The organism is Luteococcus peritonei (genome assembly GCF_039526385.1).
Taxonomy (GTDB): domain Bacteria; phylum Actinomycetota; class Actinomycetes; order Propionibacteriales; family Propionibacteriaceae; genus Luteococcus; species Luteococcus peritonei.
The window spans coordinates 47714-69307 of sequence record NZ_BAAAIX010000034.1 but is presented as its reverse complement, the minus strand read 5'-3'; the positions used below and the strand labels follow the sequence as shown (position 1 = coordinate 69307).

At 69.6% G+C, this 21594-nt stretch carries 24 protein-coding genes; 8 read left to right on the top strand and 16 right to left on the bottom strand.

Annotation, left to right across the window (positions count from 1 at the left end; genetic code table 11):
• Positions 1-1935 (top strand): 1,4-alpha-glucan branching protein GlgB, encoded by a 1935-nt coding sequence (gene glgB / locus ABD073_RS14445; protein WP_343875741.1) that lies wholly within the window; start codon positions 1-3, stop codon positions 1933-1935.
• A 2-nt stretch (positions 1936-1937) separates the two neighbouring features.
• The gene (locus ABD073_RS14440; RefSeq protein WP_343875740.1) at positions 1938-2714 is read left to right on the top strand and encodes an NUDIX hydrolase; all 777 of its coding nucleotides are present in this window, start codon (positions 1938-1940) and stop codon (positions 2712-2714) included.
• 8 nt (positions 2715-2722) lie between these two features.
• Here the strand turns inward: ABD073_RS14440 and ABD073_RS14435 are convergent, their stop codons facing one another.
• Together ABD073_RS14435 and ABD073_RS14430 are read right to left on the bottom strand one after the other, a co-directional pair.
• The gene (locus tag ABD073_RS14435; RefSeq protein WP_343875739.1) at positions 2723-3097 is read right to left on the bottom strand and encodes a DUF4232 domain-containing protein; all 375 of its coding nucleotides are present in this window, start codon (positions 3095-3097) and stop codon (positions 2723-2725) included.
• Between the two features lie 283 nt (positions 3098-3380).
• The gene (locus ABD073_RS14430) at positions 3381-4319 is read right to left on the bottom strand and encodes a tetratricopeptide repeat protein (RefSeq protein ID WP_343875738.1); all 939 of its coding nucleotides are present in this window, start codon (positions 4317-4319) and stop codon (positions 3381-3383) included.
• A 110-nt stretch (positions 4320-4429) separates the two neighbouring features.
• Here ABD073_RS14430 and pgm point away from each other — a divergent pair, with 110 nt between their 5' ends.
• Positions 4430-6061, top strand: coding sequence for a phosphoglucomutase (alpha-D-glucose-1,6-bisphosphate-dependent) (gene pgm, locus ABD073_RS14425; protein WP_343875736.1), 1632 nt, complete (start codon positions 4430-4432; stop codon positions 6059-6061).
• A 67-nt stretch (positions 6062-6128) separates the two neighbouring features.
• On the opposite strand, the gene ABD073_RS14420 is transcribed toward pgm, so the two are convergent.
• Both ABD073_RS14420 and ABD073_RS14415 read right to left on the bottom strand, forming a co-directional pair.
• Entirely contained in the window at positions 6129-6689 is a 561-nt protein-coding gene (locus ABD073_RS14420) for a PH domain-containing protein (protein WP_343875734.1), read from the bottom strand.
• A gap of 7 nt (positions 6690-6696) precedes the next feature.
• Complete coding sequence (locus ABD073_RS14415) at positions 6697-6909, bottom strand: hypothetical protein (protein WP_343875732.1); 213 nt, start codon at positions 6907-6909, stop codon at positions 6697-6699.
• Positions 6910-7045: 136 nt separating this feature from the next.
• Here ABD073_RS14415 and mce point away from each other — a divergent pair, with 136 nt between their 5' ends.
• Together mce and ABD073_RS14405 are read left to right on the top strand one after the other, a co-directional pair.
• The gene (gene mce, locus ABD073_RS14410; RefSeq protein ID WP_343875730.1) at positions 7046-7504 is read left to right on the top strand and encodes a methylmalonyl-CoA epimerase; all 459 of its coding nucleotides are present in this window, start codon (positions 7046-7048) and stop codon (positions 7502-7504) included.
• A gap of 142 nt (positions 7505-7646) precedes the next feature.
• A complete protein-coding gene (locus ABD073_RS14405; RefSeq protein WP_343875729.1) occupies positions 7647-9089 on the top strand; it encodes a DivIVA domain-containing protein in 1443 nt (480 codons plus the stop codon).
• A gap of 55 nt (positions 9090-9144) precedes the next feature.
• On the opposite strand, the gene ABD073_RS14400 is transcribed toward ABD073_RS14405, so the two are convergent.
• From ABD073_RS14400 to nucS, 3 genes are all read right to left on the bottom strand, one after another.
• Positions 9145-10161 carry a hypothetical protein gene (locus tag ABD073_RS14400; protein WP_343875727.1) on the bottom strand — a complete coding sequence of 339 codons (1017 nt, stop codon included), beginning with the start codon at positions 10159-10161 and terminating at the stop codon, positions 9145-9147.
• Positions 10158-10661, bottom strand: coding sequence for a SigE family RNA polymerase sigma factor (locus tag ABD073_RS14395; protein ID WP_343875725.1), 504 nt, complete (start codon positions 10659-10661; stop codon positions 10158-10160). The genes ABD073_RS14400 and ABD073_RS14395 overlap by 4 nt, the downstream gene beginning before the upstream one ends.
• A gap of 100 nt (positions 10662-10761) precedes the next feature.
• On the bottom strand, positions 10762-11478 hold the full coding sequence (gene nucS / locus ABD073_RS14390; protein WP_343875724.1) for an endonuclease NucS: 717 nt from the start codon (positions 11476-11478) through the stop codon (positions 10762-10764).
• Between the two features lie 30 nt (positions 11479-11508).
• Here nucS and ABD073_RS14385 point away from each other — a divergent pair, with 30 nt between their 5' ends.
• Together ABD073_RS14385 and ABD073_RS14380 are read left to right on the top strand one after the other, a co-directional pair.
• Positions 11509-11787, top strand: coding sequence for a hypothetical protein (locus ABD073_RS14385; protein ID WP_343875723.1), 279 nt, complete (start codon positions 11509-11511; stop codon positions 11785-11787).
• Positions 11788-12567 (top strand): alpha/beta fold hydrolase, encoded by a 780-nt coding sequence (locus tag ABD073_RS14380; RefSeq protein WP_343875722.1) that lies wholly within the window; start codon positions 11788-11790, stop codon positions 12565-12567.
• An 18-nt stretch (positions 12568-12585) separates the two neighbouring features.
• Here ABD073_RS14380 and ABD073_RS14375 read toward each other — a convergent pair whose 3' ends face one another.
• The gene (locus tag ABD073_RS14375; protein WP_343875721.1) at positions 12586-13263 is read right to left on the bottom strand and encodes a peptidylprolyl isomerase; all 678 of its coding nucleotides are present in this window, start codon (positions 13261-13263) and stop codon (positions 12586-12588) included.
• 37 nt (positions 13264-13300) lie between these two features.
• On the opposite strand from ABD073_RS14375, the gene ABD073_RS14370 reads away from it, so the two are divergent.
• Entirely contained in the window at positions 13301-13927 is a 627-nt protein-coding gene (locus tag ABD073_RS14370; RefSeq protein ID WP_343875719.1) for a cob(I)yrinic acid a,c-diamide adenosyltransferase, read from the top strand.
• A gap of 3 nt (positions 13928-13930) precedes the next feature.
• Here the strand turns inward: ABD073_RS14370 and lplAB are convergent, their stop codons facing one another.
• The 8 genes from lplAB to ABD073_RS14330 all read right to left on the bottom strand — a co-directional run bounded on the left by lplAB (position 13931) and on the right by ABD073_RS14330 (position 21590).
• Positions 13931-14992: a lipoate-protein ligase LplAB gene (gene lplAB, locus ABD073_RS14365; RefSeq protein WP_343875718.1), complete on the bottom strand. Its 1062-nt coding sequence runs from the start codon at positions 14990-14992 to the stop codon at positions 13931-13933.
• Positions 14993-15093: 101 nt separating this feature from the next.
• Positions 15094-15567: a DUF2550 domain-containing protein gene (locus ABD073_RS14360; protein ID WP_343875716.1), complete on the bottom strand. Its 474-nt coding sequence runs from the start codon at positions 15565-15567 to the stop codon at positions 15094-15096.
• 117 nt (positions 15568-15684) lie between these two features.
• Positions 15685-16101 (bottom strand): F0F1 ATP synthase subunit epsilon, encoded by a 417-nt coding sequence (locus ABD073_RS14355; RefSeq protein WP_343875715.1) that lies wholly within the window; start codon positions 16099-16101, stop codon positions 15685-15687.
• Between the two features lie 3 nt (positions 16102-16104).
• On the bottom strand, positions 16105-17589 hold the full coding sequence (gene atpD, locus ABD073_RS14350) for a F0F1 ATP synthase subunit beta (protein ID WP_343875714.1): 1485 nt from the start codon (positions 17587-17589) through the stop codon (positions 16105-16107).
• Positions 17590-17605: 16 nt separating this feature from the next.
• Entirely contained in the window at positions 17606-18523 is a 918-nt protein-coding gene (locus ABD073_RS14345) for a F0F1 ATP synthase subunit gamma (RefSeq protein ID WP_343875713.1), read from the bottom strand.
• A 4-nt stretch (positions 18524-18527) separates the two neighbouring features.
• Positions 18528-20162 carry a F0F1 ATP synthase subunit alpha gene (gene atpA / locus ABD073_RS14340; RefSeq protein ID WP_343875712.1) on the bottom strand — a complete coding sequence of 545 codons (1635 nt, stop codon included), beginning with the start codon at positions 20160-20162 and terminating at the stop codon, positions 18528-18530.
• Positions 20163-20229: 67 nt separating this feature from the next.
• Entirely contained in the window at positions 20230-21030 is an 801-nt protein-coding gene (locus tag ABD073_RS14335; protein ID WP_343875711.1) for a F0F1 ATP synthase subunit delta, read from the bottom strand.
• Positions 21027-21590, bottom strand: a complete 564-nt coding sequence (locus ABD073_RS14330) for a F0F1 ATP synthase subunit B (RefSeq protein ID WP_343875925.1) — start codon at positions 21588-21590, stop codon at positions 21027-21029. The genes ABD073_RS14335 and ABD073_RS14330 overlap by 4 nt, the downstream gene beginning before the upstream one ends.
• Positions 21591-21594: the final 4 nt, after the last annotated feature.

The following is a 21594-nucleotide window of genomic DNA, read 5'->3' as shown; positions in this document are numbered from 1 at the left end:
ATGGGTTACGACCTTGCAGGCGGACTGACCGGATGGGACATGGAGGGTTTCCAGAGCGGTGGCGACACCGAGCTGTGGAAGCGCCTCGGCGCCCACGTCGTGACCATCCCCACCGATGACGGCGGCACAGTCACCGGCACCCGCTTCTCCGTCTGGGCGCCCAATGCGCAGGCCGTGCAGCTGATCGGTGACTTCAACTACTGGGCCGGCGACGAGATGTACCGCCTGCCCGGCACCGGCGTGTGGAGCCGCTTCATCGAGGACCGCGGCACCGACACCCTCTACAAGTTCCGCATCCAGGGCCCGGACGGCGTCTGGCGCGAGAAGGCCGACCCGATGGCGCAGTTCTGCGAGTCGGCCCCCTCCACCGCCTCGATCGTCTACCAGAGCCAGTACATCTGGGGCGACGACGAGTGGATCGCCCGTCGTGAGGCCGCCCAGGCCCACCGCGAGCCGATGAGCGTCTACGAGGTGCACCTGGGCTCCTGGCGTCGTGGCCTGACCTACCTGGAGCTGGCCGACGAGCTGGTGGAGTACGTGAAGTGGCAGGGCTACACCCACGTCGAGTTCATGCCCGTCGCCGAGCACCCCTACGAGCCCTCCTGGGGCTACCAGGTCACCGGCTACTTCGCCCCCACCAGCCGCTTCGGCCGCCCCGACGACTTCCGTCACCTGGTGGACAAGCTGCACCAGGCCGGCATCGGCGTCCTGCTCGACTGGGTGCCCGGCCACTTCCCCAAGGACGAGTGGGCGCTGGGCCGCTTCGACGGCACCGCCCTCTACGAGCACGCCGACCCGCGCCAGGGCGAGCACCAGGACTGGGGCACCTACATCTTCAACTACGGCCGCAACGAGGTGAAGAGCTTCCTGGTCTCCAATGCCCTGTACTGGATCAGCGAGTTCCACATCGACGGCCTGCGCGTGGACGCGGTCGCCTCGATGCTCTACCTCGACTACTCCCGCAAGGAGGGCGAGTGGGTGCCGAATGTCTTCGGCGGCCGCGAGAACCTGGAGGCCATCGACTTCCTGCGCTACACCAACAAGCACCTCTACGAGCGCCACCCCGGCGTGCTGATGATCGCCGAGGAGTCCACCAGCTTCCCCGGTGTCACCCGTCCGGTGCACCACGACGGCCTGGGCTTCGGTTTCAAGTGGAACATGGGCTGGATGAACGACTCGCTGCGCTACATCGAGGCCGACCCGATCCACCGCCAGTACAACCACCACCTGATGACCTTCGCCATGGTCTATGCCTACAGCGAGAACTTCGTGCTGCCGATCAGCCACGACGAGGTCGTGCACGGCAAGGGCTCGATGGTCAACAAGGTGCCGCAGGACGACTGGCGCAAGTTCGCCACCATGCGCGCCTTCTACTCCTACATGTGGGCCTTCCCGGGCAAGCAGCTCATCTTCATGGGCCAGGAGTTCGGCCAGCGCTCCGAGTTCAGCGAGGAGAAGGGCCTGGAGTGGTGGGTGGCCGACATGTGGGGCCACGGCGGCCTGAAGCGCCTGTTCAAGGACATGAACGAGATCTACCGCTCCGAGCCCTGCTTCTACGAGCTGGACAACTCGCCGGAGGGCTTCGAGTGGATCCAGGCCGAGGATGCCGCCGGCAATGTCTTCGGCTGGCTGCGCAAGGATTCCCTGGGCAACCACGTGGCCTGCCTGTTCAACTTCTCCGCCGAGCCGAAGAACACCTACGGCATCCGGCTGCCGAAGGCCGGTGTGTGGACCGAGATCCTGAACACCGACTCCACCGCCTATGACGGTGACGGCAACTTCGGCAACTTCGGCCAGGTGATCGCGCGCGAGGGCGGCGCCCCCTACGGCGACGGGCCCGGCGCCACCGTCTGCCTGCCGCCGCTGGGCGGTCTGTGGCTGCGCTACGACGCCAAGGAGAGCGCGGCCCTGCCCGGGGACACCGGGCTGGCCTGATCGTGGCTGACGAGTTCACGGTCCAGGGCCACCGGTCCGGCGACGTCGGCAGCCTCTCCTGGGAGGGTGCTGCCGACGCCGAGACCCTGGCCCGGGCCGTGAGCCTGGCCGCGGACGACATGATCCTGGGCCAGCAGGTCCGACGCCTCGAGGTGGCGATCCCCGCCACGGACACCATGGCGCGCCGGGCCCTGCACCTGGCGGGCTTCCGGCGTGAGGGCGTGCGTCGACAGGCCCAGCAGGCCGCCGACGGCAACTACGTGGACGTGCAGCTCTACGCCCGGCTGGCCACCGATCCGGTCTACGGTCCGCAGGGCTTCAGCGCCGTGATGGAGACGGTGCTGCCCAAGAAGCGGCTGATCGCCCACGTGGTGCTGCGCAACGAGCACAACCAGGTGCTGCTGCTGCAGACCACCTACAAGAGTGACTGGGAGCTGCCCGGCGGGGTCGTCGAGCCTGACGAGACGCCCCGGCTGGGCGCCGAGCGTGAGGTCTTCGAGGAGCTCGGCCTGGAACTGGAGCTGGGCTCCCCCGCCCTGGTGGACTGGATGCCGCCCAGTCTGGGCTGGAGCGATGCGCTGGAGTTCATCTACGACGCCGGCCCCACCGAGGCCGAGGCGCTGACCGGCTTCCTGCTGGAGCCCCGCGAGATCAGCCAGGCGCACTGGGTGGACCGCGAGGAGCTGGACGAGCGGGTCTCGCCGCTCTCGGCGCGTCGGATCCGGTTGGTGCTGGACGGCTTCACGGGCTTCACCGAGGACGGCATCCCGCTGGCGTGATCCGCCACTCACTGCCCGGGTGAGGCGGTCCATCCCAGGCGCACGACCGACGAGATGTCGCTGCCGGCCTCCTCGGTCTCGAAGTCGCCCAGCTGCAGGCAGCCGGCCGCGGTGACCGACTCCCCCAGCAGGGTGGCGGTGATGCTGGAGGCCCCTTGTTCACAGTGGCCGTTGCCGAGCCAGTGCAGGCTGAGGTAGCCCACCTCCCCGGTGTCGAGCCGCAGCGGGCGGGTGGCCGCCTGCCAGTCCATCCGCAGGAGCACGGCACCGCCCCGGGCATCGCGCGCCACCACGGCCGGCCGTGCCGGCAGCACGATCGCCTCCTGGCCGCAGTTGCGCACCGCCAGGCCCAGGTAGCGGTGGCCCAGTCCCGCATCCAGCACGGACCAGCCCATTCGTCGGCCGGTGCTCGCCCCGCGGCAGGTCGGTGGCCAACTGCCCGTCACCGGCCGGTCCACCACTACCGCGGGTGGAGAGACCACCGGTGAGGACCACGCGGTGGGTGAGGAAGAAGCCGTGGGCGTCGGCATGACGGGGGTCCGGCTGGTGTCAGGGCTGGGGACGGCGGCTCGGGGTCCGGCATCGACCCCCTGACCGCACCCGGTGAGGGCGACGGCCAGGATGGCTCCCGTCGCGCCTACCCGGCCGGCCGTCCCCATGGCCGGCTCAGAACAGGGCGCTGGAGAGCTGGCGACGCGCCTTCACGACGGTGGGCTCGGCCTTGCCGACCACGTCGAAGAGCTCCAGCAGCCGCACCCGGGCGGCCTCCCGCTCGTCCTCGCGGGTCTCGCGGATGATCTGCAGCAGGCGGTCGAAGGCGGCCGCCGGGTCTCCGTTGATCAGCTCCAGGTCGGCGGCGTCCATCTGCACGGCCCAGTTCTCCGGCTCCGCATTCGCGGTGGTGACGATGGCCTGGGGGTCGAAGGCCAGGGAGCGCTGCAGCAGCCGCGACTGCGCCAGGCCCTGGGTTGCCTCGGCATCACCGGGGGTCTGGGCCAGGACCTTCTCGAACTCCGTGACGGCGGTGGCGTAGTCCCCCTGCTCCAGCGCCGCGTCGGCGGCGGCGAAGCGCGGATCGGCGGGCTTCTCGGCAGGCTCGCCCTCTGCGGCGGGAGCGGCGCCGTTGACCGGCTCGGCCCGGCCGGTGAGCCCGTTGGCCACCGACATCTGCACCACCTGGTCGAGGATGTTCTGCACCTCGTCCTCGCCCTTGGTTCCCTGGAAGAGCGGCACCAGCTGACCGCCCACCAGCGCGACGACGGTGGGCACGGCCTGCACGCCCAGCGCCTGCGCCACGCGGCTCTCCACGTCCACGTTCACCCGGGCCAGCAGCCAGCGGCCACCGGCCTCGGCGGTCTTGCGGATCAGGATGTCGGAGAGCTCCTGTGCACCGGCGCGGGGCGAGTAGAGCTCCATGATGACCGGGTGGTTGACGCTCTTGCGGGCCACGGCGTCGAAGTCGGCCTCACCCACCTGCTGCACCCAGGCGCCGGCACCGGCACCGGTGGAGACGGGCCCGGCGTGGTTGGCAGGATCGGTCCCGGCCGCAGAGGCCAGCTGGGACAGGTCGATGGCGCCGGGACGGCTGAAGCTCTCGGAAGTCATGGGTCCATTCTTTCGCGGGAGGGCGATTTGCCCAAGCCGACGGGCTCTGGGGCAAGACAAGATCGCACCAGGACTGTCCGTGGTGGCACGGGAGCGGCAAGATGGGGGCCATGGCACATGAGCGCGCAGGGCAGGTAGCCCAGGAACAGGACCTGATCGACGTCGACAAGGTCGTCTCGGCCTACTACGACATCACCCCCGACCCCCACGACATCGACCAGCAGGTGGTCTTCGGCACCTCCGGGCACCGGGGATCCTCGCTGGACGGCAAGTTCAACGAGCTGCACATCGCGGCCACCACCCAGGCGATCGTCGAGTACCGCGCCCAGCAGGGCACCACCGGCCCGCTGTTCATCGGCAAGGACACCCACGCCCTGTCGGTGCCGGCCTGGAAGACCGCCGCCGAGGTGCTGGTCGCCAACGGCGTCGAGGTGATGGCCGAACTGGAGGACGAGTACACCCCCACCCCCGCGGTGAGCCGCGCCATCATCGTCCACAACCGTGACCACAGCGGCCCGCGCGCCGACGGCATCGTCGTCACCCCCTCGCACAACCCGCCCCGCGACGGCGGTTTCAAGTACAACCCGCCGAACGGCGGCCCCGCCGACACCGATGCCACGAAGTGGATCGCGGCGCGTGCCAACGAGCTGATGGCCAACCCCTCGGGGATCAAGCGGGTTCCCTACGAGCAGGCCGAGTCCAAGGTCAACCGCTTCAACTACCGCACCCCCTACTGCGAGGACCTGGTCAACGTCATCAACCTGCAGGCCATCAAGGACGCGGGCGTGCGGATCGGCGCCGACCCGATGGGCGGCGCCTCGGTGCAGTACTGGCAGTACCTGGCCGAGAAGTCGGGCCTGGACCTCACCGTGATCAACCCCAAGGTGGACCCCACCTGGCGCTTCATGACCCTGGACACCGACGGCAAGATCCGGATGGACTGCTCCAGCCCCAATGCCATGGCCTCGCTGATCGGCAACCGCGACAAGTTCGACATCTCCACCGGCAACGACGCGGACTCCGACCGCCACGGCATCGTCACCCCCGACGCCGGCCTGATGAACCCGAACCACTACCTGGCGGTGGCCATCCAGTACCTCTTCCAGAACCGTCCGGGCTGGGGTGAGGGCGCCGCCATCGGCAAGACCCTGGTCTCCAGCTCGATGATCGACAAGGTGGCCGCCCAGATCGGCCGCACGCTGGTGGAGGTGCCGGTGGGCTTCAAGTGGTTCGTGCCCGGCCTGATCAGCGGTGACATGGGCTTCGGCGGCGAGGAGTCGGCCGGCGCCTCCTGCCTCATGCTGGACGGCTCCACCTGGACCACCGACAAGGACGGCATCATCCTGGACCTGCTGGCCAGCGAGATCACCGCCGTCACCGGCAAGACCCCCAGCCAGCACTATGCCGAGCTGGAGGCCACCTACGGCAAGTCCTACTACGCCCGGGTGGACGCCGACGCCGACCGCGAGCAGAAGGCCCGGCTGTCCAAGCTCTCCCCCGCCGACATCACCGCCACGGAGCTGGCCGGCGAGAAGATCACCGCCGTGCTCACCGAGGCCCCCGGCAACGGCGCGGCCATCGGCGGGGTGAAGGTGACCACCGAGAACGGCTGGTTCGCGGCCCGCCCGTCGGGCACCGAGGACAAGTACAAGATCTACGCCGAGAGCCTCACCTCGGCCGAGCACCTGGCCGCCATCCAGGAGCAGGCCCGCGACGTGGTGAACGCCGCACTCGACGCCTGATCCCGGCACGCAGACGGCGCCGGCATCCCTGAGGGGTGCCGGCGCCGTTGCACGACCGCAGGGCGGCTCAGAGGCCGTCCTGCTCGTCCTCGTCCTCGAAGTCGTAGTCGATCGGGGTGACCTTGGCGCGCAGGCCCGCGCGTTGGATGACCCGCTGGATGATCAGGTCGCGCTTCTCCGGCTGGCCGACGAAGCGGATGTCGCGCAGACCCTGGTCCTGGGCGGCGGACTCGAAGACGAAGTGTCCATAGCCCAGGATCCGGCCCAGGAAGGGCTGGAAGACGCTGATGTCGAGGATGCGCGTCATCGGCATGGTGGCCAGGTGCTGGTCGAGCACCCCGTGCACCCGGAAGACGCGCATGTTGGTGATGACGAAACGGTCCATGAACTGCATGTGGATCAGCAGCATGCAGTAGCAGAACAGGCCGATGCCGAGGATCAAGGCGATCCACCAGAAGGGTCCCAGGTCTGACATGAACCAGAACAGCGGGACGACGGCGAGCATGCCCAGCGAGGGGCCGACCACGGTCACCCAGTGCTTGGCGACCTCGTCGATGATGAACTCACCCTGGTCGACCAGCAGGTGGCGGTCCACCTCCGGCGCCAGGAAGCGTGAGATCCAGCTCACGCCGGGCTCAGTTGGCCAGAGCGGAGAACAGCCGGCCGAGGGCGTTGACCACGCTCTTCACACCCGCCGCGAACTCCTCGGGCTGGGTGGCGATGTAGTAGATGATGAAGGCGATCACCAGCGTCCACAGGATCTTCTTGGCCCACTCGGGCATGTCGTACTCCTTGATCAGGTTGACCCGCGGGTCGTTGGGGAAGTCGCGGCCAGGACGACGGAGCACACTGCCCCGAGTCCAGTCGTTCCCAACTATGCCGTACCCCGGCCCCGCCGCCCAGCACGGGCGCGCCGAAGCCTTGAGCGGCGCTGCAGGGTTTGTTGCCGCCCCGCCCTGCCGGGCCAGGGAGCCGTGTGGAAGCATGGGGGCCATGGACAACAGCGATCTCTTCATCTGCATCGACCACGTCGGCCTTGCCGTCGCAGACCTCGACGAGGCCATCACCTTCCACACCGAGAAGTTCGGCTTCCGTCTGCTGCACAAGGAGGTCAACGAGGAGCAGGGCGTCGCCGAGGCCATGATGGGAACCGGCTCGCAGCTCCCCGAGAGCGCCCAGATCCAGCTCCTGGCCCCGCTGAACGAGAACTCCACCATCGCCAAGTGGCTGGCCCGCAACGGAGGCCCCGGCATGCAGCAGCTCTGCTACCGCGTGGCCGACATCGACCACGTCTGCGAGGTGCTGCGCGAGCGCGGCCTGCGCCTGCTCTACCCGGAGCCCAAGACCGGTACCGGCGGCGCCCGGATCAACTTCGTGCACCCCAAGGACGCCGGTGGTGTCCTGCTGGAGCTGACCCAGCCCCCGGCCGAGGCCCAGCACTGAGCCGGTCCCCCGTGGCCTGACCACGCCATCACCGCACGCGGCGGGCGGCGCTCCATCTCGGAGTGCCGCCCGCCTCGTGCAACCTGGCGTTGGTAGCCTTTCCCGGGTGGAGCCGGTGGTTCCCCAGGAGAGGATCGAGCGCGTGAGCCAGCAGTACGAAGACGACTTCCAGGCCGAGGAGACCGGCCTCAACCTGTTCGACGACTCGGCCTCCGTGGCCGGCGCCTTCCCCAAGGCGATGTGGGGCTATGACCGCACCTCGGTGGACAGCTATGTCCGCGAGATCGAGATCCAGCTGTCCACGCTCAAGCAGCTCACCCGTCACCTGCGCCGCGAGATGGCCCAGGTGCAGCGCTCCAGTGGCAACACCGACCTGACCAAGCTGGGTTCGCACGCCACCGGCATCCTGCGCGCCGCGGAGAGCCAGGGCGCGGACCTGGTCAAGCGCGCCGAGCTGGAGGCAGAGCGGATCAAGGAGGAGGGGCGCCGGGTCGCCGCAGACCTGCGTGCCAACGCCCAGGCCGAGGCCGACGACATCCGGGTGGCCGGGCTGGCCAACCTGCGCAAGCTGCGCGAGGACCTGGACGGCGACGTCACCGACTCGCTGGCCAAGGCCAAGACCGAGGCAGCCAGCATCGTGGCCGGCGCCCAACGACAGGCCGAGGCGATCACCACGGAGGCCACGCAGCGTGCCGCCGGCATCGTCGCCACCGCCGAGGCCACCGCCCAGAAGACCCTCGCCGAGGCCGATCGCACCGCGGCGGACAGGCTGACGGAGGCCCATCGCCAGGCCGACGAGGCGGTGCATGCCGCGCAGGTGAGCGCCGACGAGACCATCCGTGCCGCCCAGGCCACCGCCGACCAGGCGCTGCAGACCGCCCGTACCTCCGCCGACGAGCTGCTCGCCAGCACCAGTGCCCGCCACGACGAGGTCACCCAGAAGACCGACAGCCTGCTGGCCGAGGCCACCCGGCACCACGAGGAGTCCTCGCGGCTGCTCTCCGAGGAGGCCGAGAAGGCGCAGCAGATCCGTGCCGCCGCCCTGGCAGATGCGGAGAAGACCAAGGCCGGCGCCGCCCACGACGCGGAGAACACCATTGCCTCGGCGCACCGCCAGGCGGCCATGATGAAGGACCGCCTCGAGGAGCAGTACGCCTGGCGCAAGGAGCAGCTGGAGCGCGAGGTGGCAGCCCTGCTGCAGCGCAAGGCCGGCATGGTGGCCGCCATGCAGAACCTGCGCGAGCTCGCCGGTGAGACCCCGCTGGACTTCCCCGACGACGACCCGCTGGGCACCTCCGACCCGCGCGAGACCGACAAGCTGTCCTGGACCCCGGAGCCGCTGCCGGAGCCCGCACAGCGTCCCTCGACGGGCGGGGCCACGGCCGTCGAGGCTCCTCGTGACCACGAGCCTGTCGAGGAGCAGACCCGGATCGAGCGCCCCGACGAGGAGGCCACCGCGGTGGTCGACGAGTCCACCACCGTCATCGCCACCGACCAGCAGGCCGACGCGGACCAGGCCACCGCCGTGCAGCCGGCCGTGCGGGACGAGCCCACCACGGTGATCCGCAAGGGCCGCAAGAACTGAGGACGGCCGACGGCCCCGGAACCATGCAGGTTCCGGGGCCGTCGCGCGTCCGGGTTCAGGGGGCCAGCACGGTCCGGTGCTGGTTGCCCTGGGCATCCACCCAGTGCACCGTGAGACCGGCAGCCCGGGCCCCGCTGGCCTCCACCAGCACCGCCGTGTCGCCCACCAGGCTCACCGGGCGGGTCAGCAGCCGGTGCCCCGAGACCGTGGTCGACCAGCTGGCCGTCACCCGGTCCGCCCCGGGCGGCAGGAGCAGGACCGCCTGGCTGCGACGGCCGTCGGTTCCCACCTGCTCCTGGCGGTGGCTGGCCAGAACCTCGCCGCGCGCCAGCGGGATGGCGCCGGAGGACCAGCCCTCCCCCAGCACGGCGGCAACGCCCAAGGCCGGGTCGTCGACCACCGTCACCCCCGCCTCGGTGAAGTCGGCGCTGCCGGTGCCGATACCGGTGGAGTCGGTGAAGCTGCCGTCGGGGGTGCGCCAGAGGTAGGCCTTGACCTGGCCCGCGGAGACCACGACGGTGCCGTTGGCGCCGGGCAGGAGGCCGGTCACCGTCGCCGGTCGCCCGGAGACGGACGGGACCGCCACCACGTCCTCGGCCTGTCCCGGCAGCAGACCCGCGGTGCAGGAGCTGCAGAAGACCTCGGAGCTGTACAGCGGTGCTCCGGCGGAGAGCTGGCTGCCCTCCCCCGCCCGACCGTCCTGGTCGAGAGCATGGATCGTGGCCGCACCTGGTCCGTGCGGCCGCACCAGCACCGGGCCCTGCCCGTCGGGGAGCTGGAGGACCAGCGAGCCGTCCTGCCCCGGCCCGGGACTGGCGGGCGCCGAGCTGGGCGGGGCTGCCGGCAGCGCGGCGCTTCCTTCGGCGCCTGGCCTGGCCTGCAGCAGCATGCCGCCGGCCGTGCCGAGGCAGGCCAAGCAGGCGATCGCCGCCGCACCGGTGCGCAGCCGTCCACGTCGCGCCAGACCGCGGCCCTGGGCAACCACCCGCTCCAGGTCCACCTCCACCCAGGCCTCCTCGGCCGAGCGGCGCAGCTGCTCGCGCAGCACTCGTTCCTCGTCCACCATGCTCACGACAGTGCTCCTTCCGGGTGACCGGCCCGCAGTCGTGCGAGTCCTCGGGAGGCGGCCGACTTCACCGCCCCGACGCTGATCCCCAGCTGCTCGGCGACCTGGCGCTCGGAGAGGTCGTCGAAGTAGCGCAGCACCACGACGGTGCGCTGCTGCACCGGGAGGTCGGCAAGGGCTCGGACCAGCTCGTCGCGCCGGTCCACCTGCTCGGTCTGGTCGGCGACGGCGGGGTCGTCGACCTCGGCGACGAGCAGCTCGGGGCGCGCCTTGCGCCAACGGTCGATGTTCTCGTTGACCAGGGCGCGCCGGGCATAGCCGGAGGCCTCGCCACCCCGCACCCGCGGCCAGGCCGCATAGGTCTTCACCAGGGCTGCCTGCACCAGGTCCGCCGCCTGCTCGCGGTCACCCGTCAGCAGCCATGCCGTCCCGGCCAGCGAATCGCGCGCCTCGGCGACGAAACGCGAGAACTCCTCGTCGCGCTGTGCCTTCGACCTGCCGAACACCCTCGTTCTCCTCCCGGCACGCGATGACGCGCCTCACCCTGCTCTACGGACGGGAGGCGGGAAAGGTTGCCGGGGTGCCGGCCGGCCCTCGTCCGGCAGCTCAGAAGAGGCGGTCCTCGGCATTGTCCAGGCCCCGCAGGGCGTCGTAGTCCACGGTGACGCAGGAGATGCCGCGGTCGGTGGCCAGGGTGCGGGCCTGCGGCTTGATCTGCTGGGCGCAGAAGACGCCGGCCACCGGGCTCATCAGCGGGTCGCGGTTCATCAGCTCCAGGTAGCGGGTGAGCTGCTCCACGCCGTCGATCTCGCCACGACGCTTCACCTCCACCGCCACGTAGCGGCCCGCGTCGTCGCGCAGCAGCAGGTCCACCGGCCCGATCGGCGTGTGGTACTCGCGCTGCACCAGCTGGTAGCCCTCGCCGAAGGTGGCGGGGTTCTCGGCCAGCAGCGCCTGCAGGTGGGCCTCCACGCCATCCTTCTGCAGGCCGGGATCCACCCCGAACTCGTGCTCGGAGTCGTGGTAGACCTCCCCGATCGAGATCTGCAGGGTGTCGCCGTCCTTGCCCTTGACCTCCCAGACCTGGGTGAGCTGGGCGTCCACCTCGTCGGTGGTGGCGGCCACGTCCTCACCGGGCTCCACCGGGGTGACGGTGAGCGTGCAGGGCGGGCTCATCCAGTTCAGCGGCTTGTAGGCGCGGTCATCGGCATGGATCGAGACCGAGGAGTCGGACTTGACCATGATCAGGCGCTTGGCCATGGGCAGGTGGGCGGTGAGTCGACCGGCGTAGTCGACCTGGCACTGGGCAATGACGAGGCGCACCGCCCAAACCTACCCCGGTAGGCTTGGGGCGTGGCAAAGCGACCCAGCAAGCACCTGCGCGCGGCCCGGCCGTTGTCCGGCGGGCACGCCAGCAGTGCGCACAAGGCCGACGGGCGCTGGATCGTGCGCACCATCCCCGGCTCGCGGGCCACCAAGACCTACACCTGCCCCGGTTGCCTGCAGCAGATCGGCGTCGGCGTGCCCCACATCGTGGCCTGGCCGTCGGCACCCACCGGCTTCAGCAGCCAGGCCTCCCCTCTCGACGAGCGCCGGCACTGGCACACCGGCTGCTGGAACAGGAAGCACTGAATGCTGCACTCCACCACCGTCGGCTGCGGCGCGTCCCGCATCGTCTTCCTGCACGGCCTGTTCGGCCAGGGCAAGAACTTCACCCAGGTGGCCAAGGCGCTCTCCGACGTGGCCACCAGCACCCTGGTGGACCTGCCGAACCACGGCCGCTCCCCCTGGAGCGAGCAGGTGGACTATGCCGCGATGGCCGACGACGTCGCAGAGCTGCTGCGCACCCTCGACGGCCCGGTCTGCCTGGTGGGCCACTCGATGGGCGGCAAGGTGGCGATGCGCACCGCGCTGGACCACCCCGAGCTGGTGGAGCGGCTGATGGTGGTGGACATCTCCCCCACCAAGGGCCTGGGCAGCTCCTTCGACGCCCTGGTGGGCGCCATGCAGGCCCTGGACCTGGCCGGGCTTCAGAGCCGCTCGCAGGCCGACCAGGAGCTGGCCGCCGGCATCCCCGACCCGGTGGTGCGCGGCTTCCTGATGCAGAACCTGCGCCACGAGATGGGCGAGGACGGCTGGCGCCACTGGCACTGGCAGATGAACCTGGACCTGCTGGCCCGTGAGCTGGACCACGGCATCCCCGACTGGCCCGAGGTGCACACCAGCTACCAGGGCCCCACGCTGTGGGTGGCCGGTGAGCGCTCCAGCTATGTGCGCAGCGACGCCGCGCCCGTGATGCGCGAGCTCTTCCCGCGCCATGTGCTGGTCACCATCAAGGGCGCCGGGCACTGGGTGCACTCCGAGCAGCCGGAACGCTTCATCGCCACGCTGCGCCACTTCCTCAGCCTGTAGCGCGCTGTTGGCCGGCGCTCAGCCCAGTGTCACCTTGCTGATCCGGGCCGGTGCGGCCGGGCTCTCGTTGCCGGCCATGCCCCGGGCGGCGATGTCGGTGACCGCCTGCACCCCGGCCTGGTCCATCTGGCCGAAGACGGTGTACTCCGGCTTGAAGCCGGACTGCTCGTAGACCAGGAAGAACTGCGATCCGTTGGTGTCGGGGCCGGCATTGGCCATCGCGACGGTGCCGGCGGTGTACTCCTCCTGGCCGGTCAGTTCGTCGGCGAAGGTATAGCCCGGCCCGCCCCGCCCGGTGCCGCTCGGGTCGCCGCACTGCAGCACGAAGCCACCGGCGTTGAGCAGGCGGTGGCAGCGGATGTCGTCGTAGAAGCCCTGGCGGGCCAGCGACTCGAAGTTGTTCACCGTGCAGGGCGCCTTGGCGCGGTCCATGGTGATGGTGACCGGCTTGTCGTCGATGGTGATGGTGGCGCTCACCGTGCCAGTGCTGGGCACGTTGGCATCGTTCGGCGGGTCCACCGGCCGCGACGGGTCCGAGCCGCCCACCGGATAGCTGCAGCTCGTCGTCCCCTGCTGCGAGGCCTCCCCCGCGCCGGGGCTGCTGGAGGTGTCACCGGAGGAGCTGCCGCAGGCCGTGAGGGCGGCGATCCCCACGGCTGCGACCAGGCCGGGAAAGAGATTTCGCGCAGCTGGCATGGCCACACCCTACTGGCCGGCGACTAGGGTTGGGGGCATGGTGAACCTCACGCGCATCTACACCCGCACCGGCGACCAGGGCGAGACCCGGCTGAGCGACAACTCGGTGGCCCGCAAGACCGACCTGCGCGTGGAGACCTATGGCCACGTCGACGAGGCGAACTCGGCGATCGGCGTGGCCCTGGCCACCGGTGGCCTCGACGAGCAGCTGGTCGCGGCGCTGGCCATCATCCAGAACGAGCTCTTCGACGTCGGTGCCGACCTGTCCAACCCTCTGGTGGCCAGCCCGGAGTGGGAGCCGCTGCGCATCATCCAGCCCTCCATCGACCGGCTGGAGCGCTGGTGCGACGAGTTCGGCGCCGAGCTGCCCAAGCTGCGCTCCTTCATCCTGCCCGGCGGCACCGCCGCCGCGGCCCAGCTGCACGTGGCCCGCACCGTGGTGCGTCGTGCCGAGCGCTCTGCCTGGCGCGCCGTCGAGGTCTACGGCAGCGAGGTGAGCGAGGACCCGCAGACGGTCCCCGGCGGCGTGAACCTGCTGGCGATCCAGTACCTGAACCGTCTCTCGGACCTGCTGTTCATCATGAGCCGACGCGCCAACGGTGACGCCGAGGTGCTCTGGGTGCCTGGCGGCGAGCGCAATCCTGCCGCCCAGCCCCAGGACTGAGGCTCACGGCACCCGGTGCGTCCACTCCGGGGTGCTGAACTTCTGCTCCACCAGCTCGGCGGCGCGGGCGATCTCGGCCTCGGTGTACTGGCTCTCCACGGTGTCGTAGCGGCCGGCGAAGTGCTTCAGGAAGCTGGCCATGATCTGCGCGCGGGGCAGGCCGGTCTGCGAGCGCATCGGGTCGACGCGCTTGTTGGCGCTCTTGGTGCCCTTGTCGGAGAGCTTCTCGCGGCCGATCCGCAGCACCTGAAGCATCTTGTCGGCGTCGATGTCGTAGCTCATGGTGACGTGGTGCAGCACCGTGCCGTCCACGAAGCGACGCTGCGCGGCCCCGCCGATCTTGCCCTTGTCGCTGGCGATGTCGTTGAGCGGGACGTAGCGGGCGTTGACCCCCACCTCGGCCAGGGCGCCGAGCACCCAGTCGTCGAGGAAGGCATAGGACTGCTCGAAGCTCAGCCCCTCCACCAGGCTGCCGGGCACCACCAGCGAGTAGGTGATGCAGTTGCCCGGCTCCATGAACATGGCGCCGCCGCCGCTGATCCGTCGCACCACGTCGATGCCGTGGCGTCCTGCGCCCTCGGGGTCGATCTCGTTGCGGACGCTCTGGAAGGAGCCGATCACCACCAGCGGCGAGTCCCAGTCCCACAGCCGCAGCGTCGGGTTGCGCCGGCCGGCACCCACCTCCTCGCAGATCACCTGGTCCAGGGCCACGTGCATGGCCGGGGCCATGGTCACCGCGTCGATCACGTCGAAGGTGTGGTCGGCCCAGCTGGTGGCATGGCCCAGGGCCCGGCGCACCGCGATGCCGACGGCCTCGGAGGAGAAGCCGATCAGGTGGACGTCCTGGCCCACGGCGGCATCGATGGCCTGGGCGATCGCCTGCACCGAGGCGCTGCTCGGCATGCCCTCGACGGCCCCGTTGATGGTCTCCAGGGCGCTGTCCGGCTCCAGGAAGAAGTCGCCGGAGATGTGCACATCGGCGAGCACGCCGTCCGTGACCTCCAGCTCGACGGCCACCAGCTTGCCGCCCCGCACCTTGTACTCGCCGCGCATCACAGGCCTCACCTCAACGCACTCCCCCGTGGAGTGCTCCGACGAGCCTAGCGCGCGGGATCGAATTGGGTGATGCTGGGGTGACGTAAAAGGAACCGGTCACCCGGACCGGTTCACTGCGGGGCCGTCTCCAGCCCGTTGTAGCGATCCCCGCCGGGCGGGGCTGCCTCCAACCAGCTCATCAGGCCGGTCACCGAGGCCGGATGCATGGCCAGCTCCCAGATCCGGGTGCGGCCGCCGGCGCGGTGCTGCAGCCGCAGGATCTGGTCCTCACTGAACAGGACGACGGCCTCGGCCTCCGCGGGGCCACGCCGACCCAGCGAGCTGGTCTCGTCGCGCTCCAGGACCAGGCGCGGGCCCACGCTCAGCGAGAAGGTCCGGTACCACTCGAGACGCTCCCCCTCGTAGCGGCAGACGCCGGTGGCCCAGCCGGTGCCGGGACCCGACTCGTGCAGTCGCAGGGCGCAGTCGAAGACCCCTCCCTTGGTGGACAGCCAGCGCCGCCGCAGGTACAGGCCCAGGAGCGGCACCACCACGAACAGCACCATCACCGCTGCCAGTACCTCGAGGCCCACCAACCACTCCATGACGACAAACTACCTGATGGGACGAGTGCTCAGGATGCGGGGCCGAAAGTTCCGGTCCCGCAAGGACAGGGAGCCGACCGGATGATCCGGTCGGCTCCCTGTCTGGTTCGTGCGGGCTCAGACGTGCTGGCCCTTGTTCATCTTGGCCGCGGCCTTGAGCTGGGCCTGGGCCAGATGGGCCTCGTGCACCTGCTCGGTGGTGGCCTCACCGCTGTCCAGCACCCGCTCCAGGCGGTCCAGCTCGGCCTGCGCCTCCGAGGGCGAGATCTCGTCGGAGAGCGCGGCCTTGGCGGCGACGATGCTGACCTGGTTCATGGCCACCGACAGGAAACCGCCGTCGATGGCGATCAGCTCGCGCCGACCGTCCTCGGCCACGATCTCCGCGGCGCACGGCACCAGGGCGGCGAGCATCGGCTCGTGCCCCGGCAGGATGCCGATGTCACCCTCGGTGGTCCTGACGATCACGTTGACGGACGTCCCCTCCCAGACCTTGCGGTCCGCGGCGACGACCTCGACGAACATGGGATCGGCCATGGATCAGGCGTCCTTCTGCAGCTCGTGCCAACGCTTCTCGACATCCTCCATGCCACCGACGTTGAAGAAGGCCTGCTCGGCGATGTGGTCCACGTCGCCGTTGCAGATCATCTTGAACGACTCGATGGTGTCCGCCAGGTCGACGGTGGAACCCTCGACGCCGGTGAACTTCTCGGCCATGTAGGTGTTCTGGCTCAGGAACTGCTGGATGCGGCGGGCGCGGTTGACAATGATCTTGTCCTCCTCGCTCAGCTCGTCCACGCCGAGGATGGCGATGATGTCCTGCAGCTCCTTGTTGCGCTGCAGGATCTGCTTCACGCGCACCGCGGTGTCATAGTGGTCCTGGCCCACGTACTGCGGGTCGAGGATGCGCGAGGACGAGGTCAGCGGGTCCACGGCCGGGTAGAGACCGCGGGAGGCGATCTCACGGCTCAGCTCGGTGGTGGCGTCCAGGTGGGCGAAGGTGGTGGCCGGCGCCGGGTCGGTGTAGTCGTCGGCGGGCACATAGATCGCCTGCATCGAGGTGATCGAGTGGCCGCGCACCGAGGTGATGCGCTCCTGCAGCTGGCCCATCTCGTCCGCCAGGTTGGGCTGGTAGCCCACGGCCGAGGGCATGCGACCCAGCAGGGTCGAGACCTCGGAACCGGCCTGGGTGAAGCGGAAGATGTTGTCGATGAACAGCAGCACGTCCTGGTTCTGGACGTCGCGGAAGTACTCGGCCATGGTCAGCGCGGACAGGGCCACGCGCAGACGGGTGCCCGGGGGCTCGTCCATCTGGCCGAAGACCAGGGCGGTGTCCTTGAAGACGCCGGCCTCGTCCATCTCCATGATCAGGTCGTTGCCCTCACGGGTGCGCTCGCCCACGCCCGCGAAGACCGAGGTGCCACCGAAGTTGTGGGCGATGCGGTAGATCATCTCCTGGATGAGCACCGTCTTGCCCACGCCGGCGCCACCGAACAGGCCGATCTTGCCGCCCTGCACGTAGGGGGTCAGCAGGTCGAGCACCTTGATGCCGGTGTGCAGCATCTCGGTCTTGCTCTCGAGCTCGTCGAACTTCGGGGCGTCGCGGTGGATCGGCCAGCGCTCGGTGATCTGCACGCCGTTGGCCTGCAGGTCCTCGTTGAGGCAGTCGCCGGTCACGTTCCACACGCGGCCCTTGGTGACATCACCCACGGGCACGGAGATGGGGGCACCGGTGTCGGTGACCACGTCACCGCGACGCAGGCCGTCGGTGGGCTTCAGCGAGATGGCGCGCACCATGTTGTCACCCACGTGCAGGGCGACCTCCAGGGTGAAGGTGCGCTTGGCGGCCTGGCCGCCCTCGGTGTCGGCGTCGAGGTCGTCGACAGTGACGGTGAGGGCGTTCATGATGTCGGGCATGGCGTCGGCCGGGAACTCGACGTCCACCACGGGGCCGATGACCCGAGCCACGCGGCCGGTGCCACCGGCGCGCTGCTCGCTCTGGGGATTGACAAGGGTGTCAGTCATTTTCGCTCTTCCTTGTTCACTCGGCCGAATCGGCCTCGGTCAGCGCCGAGGCGCCGCCCACGATTTCGGTGATTTCCTGGGTGATCTGGGCCTGACGTGCCTGGTTGATCTCGGTCGTGAGGCTGTTGATCAGTTGCTGCGCGTTGTCGGTGGCCGACTTCATGGCCTTCTGGCGGCTGGCGAGCTCGGAGGCCGCCGACTCCAGCAGGTAGAACCAGACCCGGTTGCGCACGTAGAGGTCCAGCAGGCTGTCCAGCACCGTCTCCGCGTCGGGCTCGAAGGCGTACTGCAGGGGCTGGTCGCCCTCGACGGCCTTCTCGGTGTCGGCACCCTCCTCCACGACCTCGATCGGGAGCATGCGACGCACGCGGGGCTCCTGCACGAGCATGGAGACCATGCGGGTGTAGACGGCGTAGATCTCGTCCACGCCACCTTCCTCGAAGGGCTTCAGGAAGCTCTCCATGAGGGCCTCGCTGATGACCTGTGCATCGTCATAGGTCGGGCTCTCGGAGTAGCCCTGCCAGCCGTCGGACACCGGGATCTCGCGGAAGCCCAGGAAGTCCTGGCCCTTGCGACCGGAGACGTAGATGTCCACCTCCAGACCCTCGGACTCCAGCTTGCTGCGCAGCCGCAGCGCCATCTTGATGGCATTGGTGGAGTAGCCGCCGGCAAGCCCGCGGTCGGAGGTGAACATCACCACGGCCGCGCGTCGACGCTGCTTCGGCTCCTGGGTCAGCGGGTGCTCGATGTCGGTGTGGTTGGCCACGGCGGCCACGGCTCGGTTCAGCACGCTCGTGAAGGGCAGGGCCGCGCGGGCAGCGCGGTCCGCCTTCACGATGCGAGAGGCCGAGATGAGCTCCATGGCCTTGGTGATCTTCTGGGTTGCGGTGACAGAGCTCTTGCGCTGTCGCAACTCCCTCAGGCTTGCCGGCATGCGCTCAGCTCCGCTTCACGACGATCTGCTCGTTCGAGACGTCCTGTGCCTCGACGGGCGCGTGGTCCTCCTGGCCGGCGAGCAGCTTGCCCTCACCGGTGCGGAAGCCCTGCTTGAACTTCGTGATCTCGGCCTCGGCAGCCGCCTGGGTGTCGTCGTCGAAGACCTTGGTCTCGGCGATGGTCTGCAGGATGGGAGTGCTGCTGCGCAGGTGCTCCAGGAGCTCCTGCTCGAAGCGCAGCACGTCCTCGACGGCGACGTCGTCCATCAGGCCCTTGTTGCCGGCCCAGACGCTGACGACCTGCTCCTCCACCGGGTAGGGCGCGTACTGGCCCTGGCGGAGCAGCTCGGTGAGGCGGGCGCCACGGTCCAGCTGGCGACGCGAGGTGGCGTCCAGGTCCGAGGCGAACATGGCGAAGGCCTGCATGTCGCGGTACTGGGCCAGGGTCAGCTTCAGGGTGCCGGCCACCGACTTCATGGCCTTGATCTGGGCTGCGCCACCGACTCGGGAGACCGAGATGCCGACGTCCACGGCGGGACGCTGGTTGGCATTGAACAGGTCCGACTGCAGGAAGATCTGGCCGTCGGTGATGGAGATCACGTTGGTCGGGATGTAGGCCGAGACGTCATTGGCCTTGGTCTCGATGATCGGCAGGCCGGTCATCGAGCCACCGCCCAGCTCCTTGGAGAGCTTGGCGCAACGCTCCAGCAGACGGCTGTGGAGGTAGAAGACGTCGCCGGGGTAGGCCTCGCGGCCCGGAGGACGACGCAGCAGCAGCGACATGGCGCGGTAGGCCTCGGCCTGCTTGGTCAGGTCGTCGAAGACGATCAGGACGTGCTTTCCCTGGTACATCCAGTGCTGGCCGATGGCCGAACCGGCGTAAGGGGCGATGTACTTGAAGCCGGCGGCGTCGGAGGCCGGGGCGTGCACGATGGTGGTGTACTCCAGCGCGCCCGCCCGCTCCAGGGCGCCACGCACCTCGGCGATGGTGGAGCCCTTCTGGCCGATGGCGACGTAGATGCAGCGCACCTGCTTGGTCGGGTCTCCCGACTCCCAGTTCTGGCGCTGGTTGATGATCGTGTCGATCGCGATGGCGGTCTTGCCGGTCTTGCGGTCGCCGATGATCAGCTGGCGCTGGCCGCGGCCGATCGGGATCATCGCGTCGATGGCCTTCAGACCGGTCTGCAGCGGCTCGCGGACCTCTTGGCGGTCCATCACGCCGGCGGCCTGCAGCTCGAGGGCGCGACGACCCTCGATGTTGGCGATCTCGCCCAGGCCGTCGATCGGATTGCCCATCGCGTCCACGGTGCGGCCGAGGTAGCCCTCGCCCACGGGGATGGAGAGGACCTCGCCGGTGCCGCGCACCTTGGAGCCCTCCTCGATGCCCTCGGAGTTGCCCAGCACGACGACGCCGATCTCGCGGGTGTCGAGGTTCAGGGCGATACCCATGGTGCCGTTCTCGAACTGCAGCAGCTCGTTGGCCATGACCGAGGGGAGGCCCTCGACGCGGGCGATGCCGTCGCCGGAGGTGACCACGGTGCCGACCTCTTCGCGCTCGGCCGCCGCGGGGTTGTAGTTCTGGACGAAGGTGTCCAGTGCGTCGCGGATCTCGTCCGGACGAATCGTCAGTTCCGCCATTGCGTCCCTACTCTTTCGATGTGCGCACCCGCGAGGGAGCGCTGGAATGTGTGTGGCTGGCCAGCTGTCAGGACAGCTGTCGGTGCACCTGCTCCAGCCGGTCTGCGACGGTGCCCTCGATGACCTCGTTGCCGAGCTCCACGCGGACCCCGCCGATCACGGTCGGGTCGATGGTGATCTGGACGTCGACCGGGCGACCGTTGATGCGGCTCAGCGCACCGCGCAGCCGCTCGACCTGGTCGGCGTCCATGGGACGGGCCACCGTCACGCGAGCCACATTGCGCTCGCGCAGCTCGGCGGCCAGCTGGAGGTAGTGCTCCATGGTCAGCTCGAAGTTGCGCTCCCGCCCGGCGGCAGCGCGCTCGGCCAGGCGAACCACCCAGCCGTGCACCTTGCCCCCGAGCAGCTGGCGCACCAGCTGCTGGCGGGCCGCCAGCGGACGGCTGCTGTCGGCCAGCGCCTGGCGCAGGCCGGCGTCGGACTCGACCGTGGACAGGAAGCCGAACAGCTGCTCGGTGACCTCGTCCAGGTGGCCCGAGTCCAGCGCCTGCTTGAGCTGGCCACGCACCGCCTGTCGCTCCAGGGCGTCGGCGAGGCCGCGCCCGGACTTCCAGCGCTGCTTCACGGCCTGACCGACGATCCAGAGGGTCTGGCCGCCGACCTTGCCCTGCAGCAACCGATCAGCCATCTGCTGCCGGGCCTCGGCCGGGGTGGCCGGGTCGGTCAGGGCTCGCCGGAGAGCGGACTGGCCGTCGAAGGCGTCCACGACGGCGAACAGCTCGTCCGGCGTGGATCCCTCGAAGGACTGGTCAGCCAGAGCGTCGTCCAGGGCGCTGCGCCGGGCCTCTTCGGTTGCAGTCAGGGTCATGCCTGCTGCCCCCCGGCGCGCACGGGCTGGTTCTCCAGCTCGGCGAGGAAGCGGTCAACCGTCGCACGGGCGCGGTGGTCGTCGTCGAGCGACTCCCCCACGATCCGACCGGCCAGCGTGGTGGCCAGGCCACCGACCTCACCCTTGAGCTGGGTGACGGCCTGCTGCCGCTCCGCCGCGATCTGCGCCTGGGCGGACTCGACGATGCGCTTGGACTCCTTGGTGGCCTGGTCGCGCATCTCGGCAAGGATCTGCGCGCCCTGGTTCTTGGCCTCCTCGCGGATGCGAGCGGCCTCGTCACGGGCCTCTGCGAGCTGGGCGGTGTACTGGTCCTTGGCGGCCTGGGCTTCGGCCTGGGCACGCTCGGCGCGCTCCATGCCACCCTGGATGGCCTCGCTGCGCTCGGCATACATCTTCTCGAAGGCGGGGACGACCCACTTCGCGAGGACTGCCCAGATCAGCAGGATCAGGACGAGACCGATCACGATCTCGGACATGTGGTGGGGTGCCAGCGGTCCGAGGTCGAGCTCGAGAGGCGCCCAAACAGTGGTGGGCACCATGGCG

What these genes read in the sequence shown, in the direction of transcription:
- ABD073_RS14330 (WP_343875925.1), bottom strand. Translation starts at nt 21,590, where the DNA reads ATGGTGCCCACCACTGTTTGGGCGCCTCTCGAGCTCGACCTCGGACCG.
- pgm (WP_343875736.1), top strand. Translation starts at nt 4,430, where the DNA reads ATGGCACATGAGCGCGCAGGGCAGGTAGCCCAGGAACAGGACCTGATC.
- ABD073_RS14430 (WP_343875738.1), bottom strand. Translation starts at nt 4,319, where the DNA reads ATGACTTCCGAGAGCTTCAGCCGTCCCGGCGCCATCGACCTGTCCCAG.
- ABD073_RS14380 (WP_343875722.1), top strand. Translation starts at nt 11,788, where the DNA reads ATGCTGCACTCCACCACCGTCGGCTGCGGCGCGTCCCGCATCGTCTTC.
- atpD (WP_343875714.1), bottom strand. Translation starts at nt 17,589, where the DNA reads ATGACTGACACCCTTGTCAATCCCCAGAGCGAGCAGCGCGCCGGTGGC.
- glgB (WP_343875741.1), top strand. Translation starts at nt 1, where the DNA reads ATGGGTTACGACCTTGCAGGCGGACTGACCGGATGGGACATGGAGGGT.
- ABD073_RS14335 (WP_343875711.1), bottom strand. Translation starts at nt 21,030, where the DNA reads ATGACCCTGACTGCAACCGAAGAGGCCCGGCGCAGCGCCCTGGACGAC.
- ABD073_RS14370 (WP_343875719.1), top strand. Translation starts at nt 13,301, where the DNA reads ATGGTGAACCTCACGCGCATCTACACCCGCACCGGCGACCAGGGCGAG.
- atpA (WP_343875712.1), bottom strand. Translation starts at nt 20,162, where the DNA reads ATGGCGGAACTGACGATTCGTCCGGACGAGATCCGCGACGCACTGGAC.
- mce (WP_343875730.1), top strand. Translation starts at nt 7,046, where the DNA reads ATGGGGGCCATGGACAACAGCGATCTCTTCATCTGCATCGACCACGTC.
- ABD073_RS14355 (WP_343875715.1), bottom strand. Translation starts at nt 16,101, where the DNA reads ATGGCCGATCCCATGTTCGTCGAGGTCGTCGCCGCGGACCGCAAGGTC.
- ABD073_RS14375 (WP_343875721.1), bottom strand. Translation starts at nt 13,263, where the DNA reads ATGCCAGCTGCGCGAAATCTCTTTCCCGGCCTGGTCGCAGCCGTGGGG.
- ABD073_RS14360 (WP_343875716.1), bottom strand. Translation starts at nt 15,567, where the DNA reads ATGGAGTGGTTGGTGGGCCTCGAGGTACTGGCAGCGGTGATGGTGCTG.
- ABD073_RS14345 (WP_343875713.1), bottom strand. Translation starts at nt 18,523, where the DNA reads ATGCCGGCAAGCCTGAGGGAGTTGCGACAGCGCAAGAGCTCTGTCACC.